The organism is Collinsella sp. zg1085 (assembly GCF_018889955.1).
In the GTDB taxonomy this organism is placed as follows: Bacteria; Actinomycetota; Coriobacteriia; order Coriobacteriales; family Coriobacteriaceae; genus Collinsella.
The window spans coordinates 1,266,118-1,279,867 of record NZ_CP076545.1 but is presented as its reverse complement, the minus strand read 5'-3'; the positions used below and the strand labels follow the sequence as shown (position 1 = coordinate 1,279,867).

7 protein-coding genes and 1 CRISPR repeat array (1 of these 8 cut by a window edge) are annotated in these 13,750 nt (G+C 45.2%); all 7 genes read left to right on the top strand.

Annotated features, from left to right (window positions below):
* Nucleotides 1-67: 67 nt before the first annotated feature.
* The 7 genes from KPC83_RS05405 to csn2 all read left to right on the top strand — a co-directional run bounded on the left by KPC83_RS05405 (nt 68) and on the right by csn2 (nt 11,868).
* Nucleotides 68-1,717 carry an amidohydrolase gene (locus tag KPC83_RS05405; protein ID WP_216278244.1) on the top strand — a complete coding sequence of 550 codons (1,650 nt, stop codon included), beginning with the start codon at nt 68-70 and terminating at the stop codon, nt 1,715-1,717.
* A 335-nt stretch (nt 1,718-2,052) separates the two neighbouring features.
* Nucleotides 2,053-2,340, top strand: a complete 288-nt coding sequence (gene groES, locus KPC83_RS05400) for a co-chaperone GroES (protein ID WP_216278243.1) — start codon at nt 2,053-2,055, stop codon at nt 2,338-2,340.
* Between the two features lie 44 nt (nt 2,341-2,384).
* The gene (groL, locus tag KPC83_RS05395; RefSeq protein ID WP_216278242.1) at nt 2,385-4,022 is read left to right on the top strand and encodes a chaperonin GroEL; all 1,638 of its coding nucleotides are present in this window, start codon (nt 2,385-2,387) and stop codon (nt 4,020-4,022) included.
* A 1,823-nt stretch (nt 4,023-5,845) separates the two neighbouring features.
* Complete coding sequence (cas9, locus tag KPC83_RS05390; RefSeq protein WP_216278241.1) at nt 5,846-9,997, top strand: type II CRISPR RNA-guided endonuclease Cas9; 4,152 nt, start codon at nt 5,846-5,848, stop codon at nt 9,995-9,997.
* Nucleotides 9,966-10,859: a type II CRISPR-associated endonuclease Cas1 gene (gene cas1 / locus KPC83_RS05385; protein ID WP_216278240.1), complete on the top strand. Its 894-nt coding sequence runs from the start codon at nt 9,966-9,968 to the stop codon at nt 10,857-10,859. The genes cas9 and cas1 overlap by 32 nt, the downstream gene beginning before the upstream one ends.
* Before the next feature lie 26 nt (nt 10,860-10,885).
* Nucleotides 10,886-11,194, top strand: coding sequence for a CRISPR-associated endonuclease Cas2 (gene cas2 / locus KPC83_RS05380; RefSeq protein ID WP_253200882.1), 309 nt, complete (start codon nt 10,886-10,888; stop codon nt 11,192-11,194).
* Nucleotides 11,191-11,868, top strand: a complete 678-nt coding sequence (gene csn2, locus KPC83_RS05375; RefSeq protein ID WP_216278238.1) for a type II-A CRISPR-associated protein Csn2 — start codon at nt 11,191-11,193, stop codon at nt 11,866-11,868. The genes cas2 and csn2 overlap by 4 nt, the downstream gene beginning before the upstream one ends.
* A 55-nt stretch (nt 11,869-11,923) precedes the next feature.
* Nucleotides 11,924-13,750: direct repeats of the CRISPR family, unit length 36 nt; unit sequence GTTTTGGAGCAGTGACATCCTGACTGGTAGTCAAAC (it continues 907 nt past the right edge of the window).

Genomic DNA, 13,750 nt, shown 5'->3' with positions numbered 1-13,750 from the left:
TTGATTCTGTTTGAGCTTCTCTACTGCGATATTATGACGACTATCAATAGTGAGAGGTGGCACCAATATGCTTACAGCAGATGTAATCCTTCAATCACGTAAGGTTTTTACGGGTACTCGTGCGCTCAATGAAGCGCAAGAGTTGGCGCTTGCAATCTATCGGGGCAAGATTGTGCAGGTAGGAGCACCAGAAGATATTATTGCTGCAGCACCTCGGGCAACTCCTGTTAGAGATTATGGTGATGCTTTTATATGTCCTGGCTTTCATGACGCTCATTTGCATTTCTTTCATACCGCGCTGGGTAATTCTCCTTATCTGTTGATGGAGATGGGAGAGAACGAGGCAGACTTGGTTGCTAAAACACGCACGTTTGCGGCGACACTCCCTGCCGATGCGTGGGTAGTTACACAAGGTTGGCGTGATTATCGATGGAATCCACCGCTGCCTCCTACTAAGGCAAGCATCGACACTGCGTTTCCCGATCGACCCTGTGCTATGTATTCAGGTGATGGTCATACGCTCTGGCTCAACTCCTGCGCCCTGCGAGAGCTGGGTATTTCGCGCGACAGCGTCCCACCGGCAGGCGGAAGCTATGACCGAGATGCACGAGGTGAGTTGACCGGCATTGTGCGTGAGGCTGCCGCGATGGAGTTATTGCCGCGCATTCTTGCATGGGTGAGTGGTGAGCGTATTGAGGCGGCGTATGCTCATCAAATGCAACTGATGGCTGAACAGGGAATTACAAGCATATGCGATATGTCGCTCATGCCAAATCCCGGCTGCGACTTCATCTTTGAAGAGGTCTACGAGGCGCTTGCACAGCGCGATGCTTGTACCTTGCGCGCTCATTTGTTTCCAACCTTGCTTGACGACCAATCGCGCCTTGAAGCACTACAAACACGATATGCTGAACCCGAAGCTTTTGGCGGCTTACTGCGTGCTCCAGGGTTTAAGCAATTTTTCGATGGCGTATCAAGCCAGCATACAGCTTATCTCACTCAGCCATATACTAATGCGCGCTACGCAGGTGATCGCGGACATCTTACGGTATCGGCTGGGCGCATGCGTAGCTTGGTCCTTGCAGCGGCAGAGCGTGGTCATGCGGTGCGAATACACACCATTGGTGACGCAGCAATCCATGAGGCAATCGATATATTCACCGAGGCACGTGCGCGTTATGGCGAGCCAACGCAAGGACGCAACACTCTTGAGCATGTGGAAAACTTGTTGCCCGGCGATATTGAAGCCTTAGCTCATGCCGGTATTCTGGCAAGCTCCCAGCCTTGTCATATTACGCTTGACCCCGGCGGACCTGAGCGCGACTTAGGAGAGGACCGTGCGCGTATTATGTGGCCATTTGCAAGCTATTTGACGCATGGTGTTGACCAAGCCTTTGGAACCGACGCTCCCATTACGCCGGTAACTAGTATGAATGTGCTCTATGCGGCCGTTACACGCCAAGACCCACTGACACATTTGCCCGCAGGTGGTTGGTTGCCACACGAGCGCATTATGATGGCTGATGCACTCCGAATATATACGGCAGGAAGCGCTGCCGCTGTTGGTCGTGAGCACGAATTGGGTCAACTGGCTCCGGGTTATCTGGCGGATATAGTGGTGCTTAATCAAGATATTTTGAGTTGTAACCCCGATGAGATTCAAAAGACACAGGTTATTGCGACGTATCTGGGAGGCAGATGTGTCTTTGAACGTTAGAGTGTTAGCGTGCTGGGGCGGTAGGGCATTAGAGCGCTCGCGTGCAAGCGTGTTAGCGTGATAGAGCGCAGAACGCTACAACGTTAGAGCATTAACGCGTTAGAGCACACACTGCCTATGCCTCCAAGGTTTGTTCATGGAATATCAACACGAGTTTATATGCTCACGTGCCGCTCACAGGCTATAGAACGCCGGTCAGAAAATCTAAGTGCCCATTTATAAGATTTTTTATAGCGTTGTTGTATAAGTCCGCATTGGTGGGTACTATTCACGACGTACTTACAGTTTGGTTGGCGCGAGTTTAGGCTCGCCCATCATAAGAGGAGGATTCAAGCATGAGTCTCAAGCCACTCTCTGATCGCGTTCTGGTAAAGCCTGATGCTGCTGAGCAAAAGACAGCGTCTGGTCTCTACATTGCCAGCAATGCACAAGAAAAGCCGCAGCGTGGTACGGTTGTAGCCGTAGGTGCTGGCAAGCGCGCCGATAATGGCGAGCGTATTCCGGTGGATGTCAAGGTGGGCGACGTTGTAATTTATGGCAAGTTTGGCGGCAACGAAGTAAAGGTTGACGGTGAGGATTATCTCCTTATGCGTGCCGACGATATCTACGCTGTCGTTGAGTAAACAAGTTCAGCTGTTTGCTAGATTAACTAGGAGGTTTTTTCATAATGGCTAAGAATATTACATTCAACACCGATGCTCGCGCTAAGCTCGCTAAGGGTGTTAATACGTTGGCAGATGCTGTAACCGTAACCATGGGTCCCAAGGGTCGCTACGTTGCGCTGCAGCGCTCATACGGTGCGCCAACCATCACTAATGACGGTGTGTCGGTTGCAAAAGAGATTGAGCTTGAAGACAACATCGAGAACATGGGCGCTCAGCTCGTGAAAGAGGTTGCTACCAAGACTAACGATACAGTAGGCGACGGCACTACCACAGCAACGCTGCTTGCTCAGGCTATCGTAAATGATGGTCTGCGCAATGTTGCTGCTGGTGCTAATCCGCTGGCTATTCGCCGTGGTATCGACAAGGCAGTTAACGCTGCTGTTGCTGCGATGAAAGAGGTTGCTCGTCCGGTTGAGACCAAGGAGCAGATTGCTTCTGTTGGTACTATTTCTGCTGGTGACCCTGAGGTAGGCTCCAAGATTGCCGAGGCTATGGACGTGGTTGGCAAAGACGGTGTTATTACCGTTGAAGACGGCCAGACCTTCGATATTCAGATTGATACCGTTGAGGGTATGCAGTTTGATAAGGGCTATGTCTCTGCTTACTTTGTGACCGATAACGATCGCATGGAAGCCGTAATGAAAGACCCTTATATCCTCATCACTGATCAGAAGATTTCCAACGTTCAGGACATTATGCCGGTTCTTGAGGCTGTTTCGCGTGCTGGCAAGGGTCTCTTGATTGTTGCTGAGGATATTGATGGTGAGGCTCTGCCTACACTTGTTCTCAACAAGATTCGTGGTGCACTTAACGTTTGCGCTGTAAAGGCTCCTGGCTATGGCGATCGCCGCAAGCGCATGCTTGAGGATATTGCTGTTCTGACCGGTGGTCAGGCTGCGCTTGACGAGCTTGGTATCAAGGTTGCTGACATTACTGCTGAAATGCTTGGTACTGCCAAGTCCGTAACGGTAACCAAAGATAACACCACCATTGTTGACGGTGCAGGCGATAAGGCTGCAATTTCTGAGCGTGTCGCTGCCATCAAGGCTGAGATTGAGCATACCGACTCTGAGTTTGACCGCGAGAAGCTGCAGGAGCGTCTGGCTAAGCTTTCTGGTGGCGTTGCCGTTATCAAGGTTGGTGCTGCAACCGAGACTGAGCTCAAGGAGATTAAGCACCGCGTTGAGGACGCTCTCCAGGCAACTCGCGCTGCTGTTGAAGAGGGTATTGTTGCCGGCGGTGGCGTTGCCTTTATGGATGCTGAGGATGCACTCAACAATATTGAGATTGTCGATCCTGAGGAGCAGATTGGTATCGACATCGTGAAGAAGGCACTGTGTGCACCGGTTGCAACCATTGCTAAGAACGCTGGTTATGAGGGTGCTGTTGTAGTTGATAAGGTACGCGACTTGCCGAGCGGCCAGGGTCTTAACTCTGCAAATGGTGAGTGGGGCAACATGATTGAGATGGGTGTACTTGACCCTGTTAAGGTAACCCGCACAACGCTGCAAAATGCTGCTTCGGTTGCAAGCCTTATCCTTATCACTGAGGCTACAGTAACTGATGTTCCAAAGAATACTCAGCTTGAGGATGCTATTGCTGCTGCAACTGCTGGTCAGCAGCCGGGTGGCATGTACTAAGGATAGGTAGCTGTATGTTGCTAGGAGGCGGGTAGGATTTCCGCCTCCTTGGCATATAGTTTTTCTGTTTGTCTAAATTGGACAAGGGTATTGCAAGCGTACAGGGTGGCATGTCTTTACTTCGTCTAAGTTTGGCGAGTGATTCGTACGTTTATGAGGTGGCATAGCTTTTCTAAGGGAACTTTCGCGAAGCGCAGTTCCCGTGAAAAGACTATGCCACCTTTATGCTGTAGCATTATGTCACCCGTTTTGCACTGCAGCCCTATCGCAACTGAACGAATGATTGTGCTCTCCAAATGTGCTTCGCAGAATTCTCCGAATGCAATATCTTGGTCTTTTACCTACTTACCGTACTTTCCAAAATCTCAAATCAAGAAAAGAGTAGTTCGCAAACACTTTTCCTGGAAAAAACTTCGTTACTCTCTTGCGTGAACAGATTGCAAAACAACTCCAACTTGGATGAGCTGTTTTGACAGAAACGGGTAATGTGGTAGTAAAACCTGACAAAAACAGGCAATATGACAATAAACCCCCTAGAGCACGAGAAACTGCACTTCATCTACCTGCAGGTTTAGAAAATAACGAATAACCCACGGGGGTTCTACGCTGCCACATTGCCCATTTCTGTCAAAAGAGGTTTGGCTAATTCACTGCCTTCCTGCGCGTTGGCAAAAATGACTAATTTGACGCAAAAATCTGTCATTTCTGACGAGTTTGGCGTAAAGCGACAGTTGTATATTTACGCGCACCTCATCTAGCTATAGTTTTGTTAACTAAATAATAACCCGCTGGGTTATAGAGAGTACTTTTTCGTCATTTTTGCCAACGTGACAGGTATAACTTATTTATGAGGTGGTAATGGTAGTTGTTTAGTGTATTAGCTGTACTCATATGCAACACACTCCAATATTTTACACCGTACTGCAATGCAGCGCTATGTTTACTGTTGCTATGTCTTGCAATACCCTTACTCAATCAAAAATGTAGGAGTTTGCGCAGCAAATCGGTCTAGTGTACGATTTTTTTGACTAGGGTCAAGTATACTCTACTAAAGTAAAGCGTCTTTCCTGCGGAAATGCTGAAAATTTCGCGTGTACAGACCCCCTATACTCAGGCTACTGGCAGAAAAACGTACACTAGGCCGATTTACCCTGTAATTTGAGCGTGAATATAGTTCATGACCCAAAACATGTACACGCAGAAGATGCCAGTGGGTTATACGGTTGTCGTTTAATTATTCCTCATACGATGTTAAGCGCCTGACCAACTAAAACTTAATCAACTCATAGAGAGTTTCTTAACTGCATCTTTTAAGAAGACCTAACCAAAACCATGTATGTATCTGTATTTGTGTTATAGGGTTTCGAGTCTATACATTTGATGTGTCAATTGTATCGTTTGAGTAAGGCTTAAACATGCTATAAGCTTGGAATTATTAAGAGTAGAGTAGGGTTCATCGATTGAAATACACTAGTGCAGGGTGTCGAGTGGTTGGTATGAAGTTCTATATTGTTGTAACTACAGATACCGTTAAAGTGCCAGATTGTGCCGCTAGCCGAAAAAACTCTAATAAGTCCTTTGGAGCGGCGACCATTCAGGTATGTTATATGGGTTATTCGGTTGAAGTGTTGTTGTGAGGTGAGCGCCGGACATTTGAGCTGAAAGCAAAAAGGACTCCAAGTGGAGTCCTTTTGGAAGTCAAAATGCCATCTACATGGCGCCCGGAGGCTAGTATGGGTCATTCCCCGTATTTTGACTCGCAGTAACATCTCGACTGGTATCAAGACGACGTCATCATAGCACGTTTTTGAAAGGGTGCAACTATGAAGTTGAAAGAACTCGGGAGCTACTCTATTGGTTTTGACCTTGGAACAGGTTCGGTTGGTTGGGCTGTGATAACCGAAGACGGAGAGCTGCCTTATTGGAAAGGACGTCCTGTTTGGGGAGCACGAACTTTCTCACCTGCTTCCACTGCAGAAGATACACGTCTCAAACGTAGTCAGCGCCGCCGTTATGTTCGTCGTCGCTGGCGGCTTGACTTGCTTCAGTCATTTTTTAGAGCTGAAATGGAGCGCCTCGACCCTGAGTTTTTTAATCGGCTTAACCAATCTCGTTTGCTTCCTAAAGAACGTGGTTTTCATTCGCCACTGTTTAACGGGACTGATTTTACTGAGCAGACATACTACGAGCGTTTTCCAAGTATGTCACATTTACGTGCTTGGCTTATGACAACATCTGAAAAGGCTGACCTGCGTTTCATCTATCTTGCCCTTCATAATATCGTAAAACATCGAGGTAATTTTATTCAGCAAGATAATCATCGCCTTAGTGCTGAGTATGTTGATCTTGATGGTGCCGTCCAAACGCTTGTACACGAGCTTCAGCAGTGTGCTGAATATATGGGTGCTGATGTTGAACTTGATGTACAAGCGTATGTTCAAGCTTTGTCTGATACCAGTATGAGTAGTAAGTCTCTTGTGGAAGCACTTAAAACGAATGTACGCGTTAAAGATGCGCCAATGAAAAGTTGTGAAGAATACCTAGCCAAGGCGATTGTCGGCTATAAGGCGGATTTTTCTGCAGTTTTGCTACTCCCTGACCTTGAGCATGAAAAAATTACGCTGCGTGATGATGAAAAGATTGATGAGTTGTTGCCGCTTATTCCTGAAGACGTGCAGCCATTATTTAATGCGGTATATGCGGTATTTAGTGCTCGTATTCTCAAGGGTATTTTGCGCATGAGTGATGGGTTAATAGATAATCCCATACTGAAGGGGATGGATGGAAAGACGATTTCTTTCTGTCGCGTGCGCGAGTTTGAGAAATATCATCGTGATTTACAGATATTAAAAAGCCTTGTTAAACAGTATTGTCCAGAAAAATATACTGCATTTTTCCGGGGAGCCACGTATCCTGGAACTACCTTGTATGATCGTGGTAAGGCAGAGGGTTATACTAAATATAACGAAGTGCGCAAGTCTGCCTACGATGACTTTAAGAACGATGTTATAAAACTTCTTAAAAGCAGTGACGCTATAACAGATGAACGCTATCGTGCGATGGTGGATGAGTTTGAGGAGCGTACGTTCCTTCGTCGTCAGAAAACAAGTGATAACGGAAGTATTCCTTATCAGCTGCACCTAGAAGAGTTTCGAGCAATTCTTGCTAATCAAGGCAAACATTATCCTTTCCTTTTAAACGAGATGACAAAACTTGAGTCGCTTGTTACTTTTAGGATTCCTTACTATGTTGGACCGCTGCCTATAAAGGGTAAGGCCACACGTGATGCTCATGAGTCACGGTTTGCGTGGTCGGAGCGCCGTGAGGGTAAGGAACAAGTTCCTATTACGCCATGGAACTGGGATGAGGTTGTTGATAAAAACAAAGCTGCACAGGATTTTATCCGACGTATGACCAATGATTGTACGTATCTTGTTGGACAGCCGGTTTTGCCAAAGTCATCGTTACTCTATGAAGAGTATTGCGTGCTCAATGAGTTAAATGGTGCAACCTTTAGTGAGGATGGAGATAAGGCTCATCGATTTGAGTCATATAGTGATCGACAGGACATTATTAAGGAGCTCTTCAAGCAAAAGCGTACGGTTACCTATGCAATGGTTGAAGATTGGCTCAAGAGCAATAACCGTGTAAACCATGGCGTGCAGGTTAGGGGTGGGCAAGGTGATACAAAGTTTGAGAGTAGCTTGAATTCATATCGCTTCTTTTGCAAGGATGTTTTTAAAGCTAAAGAGCTCGATGAAAATCTGTATGAGATGGTTGAAGAGATTATCTTGTGGAGTACGCTTTTTGAGGATCGTAAGATTCTCAAAGAGGAACTTGAACGAAAGTATGGCGATTATCTGAATGCCGAGCAGATAAAAACAATCTGTAAAAGGCGTTTTAGCGGCTGGGGTCGTTTATCGTATGAGTTTTTAGCAGGTATTAAAACCAAAACAGATAATGGTCCGATGTCGATTATTGATATCTTGCGTGAGGGCGATCCAAATGCGGCAGGGTCTTCGCGCCCAATGGTCATGATGGAAGTTTTGCATAATGAACATTTTGGCTTTGAGCAGATAATTGAAGAGGCAAACCGTGAGTATCTATCTATAGGATCTACTGTCAAGATTGAAGACCTGCCTGGCTCTCCCGCAATTCGTCGATCCGTCAATCAGGCAATGCGTATTATGGATGAGATTGTGGGTATGGTGGGGCATGCACCTAATCATGTTTTTGTTGAAGTTACGCGTAGTGAAGATGAAAAGAAAAAGGGAAAACGAACAAGTAGCCGTTACGATGAGGTAAAGGCTGCAGTTGCTAAGCTTGGTAAAGAGTTTGCCGACGTGGAAAAAGAATTTAAGCTGTATGAGAAAGATAAAAAAGCATTTGATGATGAGCGACTGATGCTGTATTTCTTGCAGGGCGGCAAGTGCATGTATTCAGGCAAACCGCTTGACATCTATCGCCTGTCTGATTATCAAATTGATCACATTATTCCGCAGGCGTATATCAAGGACAATAGCTTGGATAATAAGGTTTTAGTCTTGTCGAGCGAAAACCAAAACAAGAGCAATCACTTGCTTGTTTCACGGGGTGTGCGGAACCGAATGAAGGATTACTGGAAAGCGCTTTATAATGCTGGCGCTATAAGTAAGAAAAAGTTTGATAATTTAATGCGGGATTCATTAAGTGCTGCAAAGGTAAAAGGTTTTATTGCTCGTCAATTGGTTGAAACAAGTCAGAGCGTTAAGCTGTTGCAAATGATGATTTCAGCAAGTTATCAGAATACACGTGTGATTCCTATTCGTGCGAGCCTGTCAAGTGACCTAAAGAAAGCGAAACATTACTATAAGTGTCGGGACATCAACGATTTCCATCATGCTCACGATGCTTTAATTGCCGCGGAGTTGGGAAGGTTCCTTGTTACTTTTCATGGGGAAGCATTTGACAATAGCGTGGCATATGCAAAGAAATTGAAGTCAAGAATAGAAAAGTGGCTGGAGGACGAGAATCGCAAAGGTAATAAGCCTGGTTCAAACAGTTATTTCATCGATAGATTTGTCAACGATAAGCATATAGAGATTAATGCTACAACTGGTGAGGTTTGGCAATCTGAGTTTGAGTGTGAGCGAATCCGTCGGTATTTAAACTATAAGCAGGTATTTCTGACGCGAATGCCCATGATTGATCATGGGGCTTTTTGGGATGAGACAATCTATTCTCCTCGGGGTCCAAAGAAGAAATTGTCGCTTAGTCTAAAGAATGATCTCAGCACGAATTACTATGGTGGATACAGTGGGGAACAGTATGCCTATTTTTATTGTTATGAGGCGTTGGATAAAAAAGGTGTAAAAAAGATTATTTATGCTGGAGTAACTGCACGTGATGCACAGGCACAGCATCTTACAATTGAAGATATAGCAGCGAGAGATTGCGAAAGCCTATCTGATAAGGGGGCACCGTATATGTTTATCAGAGTATTGCGGGAAAAAATATATAAGAAGCAACTTTGTGAAATAAACGGTGAAGCCTTTTTAGTGACAGGAGAAGACGAGGCTAGATGTGCTATACCGCCAGCGTTTAATCAAAATGACGTTGATGTGGTGCAGAGGATGCTTGACGAAAAAGCCAAGAGTAAGCCAACTGAGAAAGAGTTTGATAGAGTGTATGCAACTTTATGTAAGTTAATTATACGCAATAATAAAAGACTGCAAAAAGCTATTAAACTGCAAGAGCGTTCAGATTTATTCTATAGTTTAAGCTACAAAGATAAAAAAGACGTCATTAAAGCATTATTATCACTCATAAACGCAAGGAAAAAGGCAGTTGATTTAACATTAATTAAAGGCGCTGCTAATTGTGGAGAGCTAACAGTGGCGTTCTCAAAAGAAATGAATACTCCACATAACTTTGCATTTATCGATCAATCGGTTACTGGTATGTATGAAAGGAAGACCTACATTGACGAGCTTTAGGACTATTCTTATAGAAAGTCCTTGTCGGCTGAGCTATAAGAGCGGATATATGGTGGTTCATAAAGAGGATGAAACTGCAAAGATTCATCTCTCCGAGATTTCAAGCATTGTTTTGCATACGATGCAGGCTAACATCGGTGCTTACCTTCTGTCTGAGCTCGCCAAACAAAAGATTTCACTCGTCATTACTAATGAACGACATAATCCTGTTGGTCAATATCTTCCCATCTATGGAGCCCACAATACGAGTAAGCGGATAACTGAGCAATTGAATTGGGGAGAACCTATTAAAAAACGCGTCTGGCAACGTGTTATAAGGGAGAAAATCAAGCAACAGGGAAACTTGTTGCTTGATAGGGGAGCTGAGGAGGCTCATCTTCTATTAAAAACGGTAGATGAGGTTCGTTCTGGTGATTCAACAAATCGTGAAGCGCATGCCGCTCGCGTTTACTTTGCTGCATTGTTTGGCTCAGATTTTAATCGAGATATTGCATGTCCAACTAATTTTGCACTCAACTACGGTTATGCAATTTTGCTATCAATGTTAAATCGAGAAATTGTTGCACGTGGGTATCTAACACAGAAGGGCATCTGTCACCGAAGTGAGTACAACGAGTTTAATTTTGCATGCGATTTAATGGAGCCGTTTCGTCCGATTGTTGATCGTATTGTTGATGATTGGGTTGCTGATTCTTTCGACAGCGATACAAAGCGCTTGCTGACAGATATACCAAATAAGCTTATAAGCTACCGAGGAGGGTCATATAGACTTTCCTCGGTGGTTGGTCTATTTGTTCAGGATTGTATTAACGCTCTTGCAAAACGAATCTCAGTTGATGAAATAGAGGGTTTTTCGGTCTAATGGAGCTTAGCTATAGGAATCGTTACATGAGGTTGTTGCTATTCTTTGATTTACCCATCAAGACACCAATACAACGAAAGCGCTACGCACAGTTCCGAAACTTTTTAATTAAAGATGGCTTTCTTATGGTTCAAAAGTCGGTATATGCGAAGCTTGCTATTAATGAGGCTTCCGTTGCAGGAATCGTTGCCCGCGTGAAGAAACATAAGCCTGAAGAGGGTTTGATTCAAGTCTTGCGGGTAACTGAGAAGCAGTTTGCTTGTATGGAGAGCATTGCTGGAAAACAGATTGAACATACTGAGATTGACAGTGATGAGAGTCTTTTAGTGCTATGAGATTGGTTTTTAGCTGTATAGAAACACCAATTGATTTGGTCGCTGGTGTACCACGTGTGCTTGAGGTTGAAAATCGGAAGCTGTTTTGTAGAGCATGTCGTTCGCTTAATCGGGGTGATATGGGCGAGACAGACTATGTAGGTGTCTGGGATGGGGAGCGTGAGCTTTCTCGTAAGACCACATTATGTGTTGTAAGTGACCCACTGCATCTTCCTTGGAAAGATTCTCGTCTTGATGGGCAGATATTTTCTACATTTGAAGGTTTAGTTTTTGAAGATGAAGAGACGAGACAAAGCATCGAGCAATCTATAAAAGATATTCAACAACAAATTGCAATTCGGAGCTTTCAGCTTACGGGCTCTTATCATTTTGCATTAGAATGGGACGTGATTAAGTTTCTTAAAACTTATTCGTATTCCGTGGATCAGATGACGGAAAATTCGTACCTTGACAGTTTGATATCGTTTCTTGATTTTGCACATGATATGAGGTTTAACGGGGTGCTTGTGTTTATTGGTCTTAAGAATTTTTTGAGTGCTGATGAACTCAAAAGTGTCTATGAGCGCATCTTTTTTCACCAGTTTTATGTTCTCTTGCTGGAACGTGAGCATGACGAAAGAAAATTTGCACCCGAGGTTAAAACTCATGTTAACCTGCAATTATTAGAAGAATAATGCTCTGTATGGTCAGGATGTTCGTCTCCTTGCAGTAGGAGAATTTGCTTCAATGGTTTTGGAGCAGTGACATCCTGACTGGTAGTCAAACTGATTTGTTCAGTCGTGCGTTTCAAGGACGGTTTTGGAGCAGTGACATCCTGACTGGTAGTCAAACTTCAAGGCTTGTGTGCTCATTAAAGGCACGTTTTGGAGCAGTGACATCCTGACTGGTAGTCAAACCCAACGCTCATGAGCACAAAAAAGTATCTCGTTTTGGAGCAGTGACATCCTGACTGGTAGTCAAACTGTTTGGGTGCATGAGGCAACAGAAACACGGTTTTGGAGCAGTGACATCCTGACTGGTAGTCAAACTGCGCGCTTAAAACTTCTCACTCGATGACGGTTTTGGAGCAGTGACATCCTGACTGGTAGTCAAACTTCGTTTTCATTGCTTTTGCTTTCTGTTGGTTTTGGAGCAGTGACATCCTGACTGGTAGTCAAACGAAAAGTTGCCGCGTGTGCTACGATTCCGCGTTTTGGAGCAGTGACATCCTGACTGGTAGTCAAACGAAAAGTTGCCGCGTGTGCTACGATTCCGCGTTTTGGAGCAGTGACATCCTGACTGGTAGTCAAACTAATTGCTTTAGTAATTGCAGCCATTAGAGTTTTGGAGCAGTGACATCCTGACTGGTAGTCAAACAATATATCCTCAATATCGAGTCCGTGAAAAGTTTTGGAGCAGTGACATCCTGACTGGTAGTCAAACACGTACCGCCCGCAATTCTCAGCGCTTGCAGTTTTGGAGCAGTGACATCCTGACTGGTAGTCAAACCGCGCGGGTGGGGCTGCTCCCTCAGATGAAGTTTTGGAGCAGTGACATCCTGACTGGTAGTCAAACGCAAATTCATCGCTTGCACTTCCAAAATAAGTTTTGGAGCAGTGACATCCTGACTGGTAGTCAAACTCTGTTCAGTGTTGACTTTGCTGAGCTTGCAGTTTTGGAGCAGTGACATCCTGACTGGTAGTCAAACGTTTTAAGACCTGCAACAATCTCAGCACGAGTTTTGGAGCAGTGACATCCTGACTGGTAGTCAAACTACGTTCGTCTCAGCTTCGCTCGCATGTGGTTTTGGAGCAGTGACATCCTGACTGGTAGTCAAACCGCGCAACTCCTCTAAGCTCACGTTGTCTTGTTTTGGAGCAGTGACATCCTGACTGGTAGTCAAACCTCTCACCCCCTTACACATTTATGTGTTAGTTTTGGAGCAGTGACATCCTGACTGGTAGTCAAACCACACAAGAATGCGTACCCCTTGCCCCTGAGTTTTGGAGCAGTGACATCCTGACTGGTAGTCAAACAATGGTTGGAAGTGCCGCCGCGAGTTGTGCGTTTTGGAGCAGTGACATCCTGACTGGTAGTCAAACCCGCGCGGGTGGGGCTGCTCCCTCAATGAATGTTTTGGAGCAGTGACATCCTGACTGGTAGTCAAACTGACCCCAGTAGCCACTCCAGTTATATTTGTTTTGGAGCAGTGACATCCTGACTGGTAGTCAAACTACGGGAGCGGTAGGCATTATGGCGCTTGAGTTTTGGAGCAGTGACATCCTGACTGGTAGTCAAACTTGTTCATCAGCAGCGCGTTGACCTTCTGCGTTTTGGAGCAGTGACATCCTGACTGGTAGTCAAACATCAAGGGATAAATCAAGCATTTCGTATTCGTTTTGGAGCAGTGACATCCTGACTGGTAGTCAAACTACCGAGGCTGACCAGTCTCTAATCACCCGGTTTTGGAGCAGTGACATCCTGACTGGTAGTCAAACTGCTCAGTTATCTATTGTCACCACCATTCAGTTTTGGAGCAGTGACATCCTGACTGGTAGTCAAACCCCCAACAAGTCC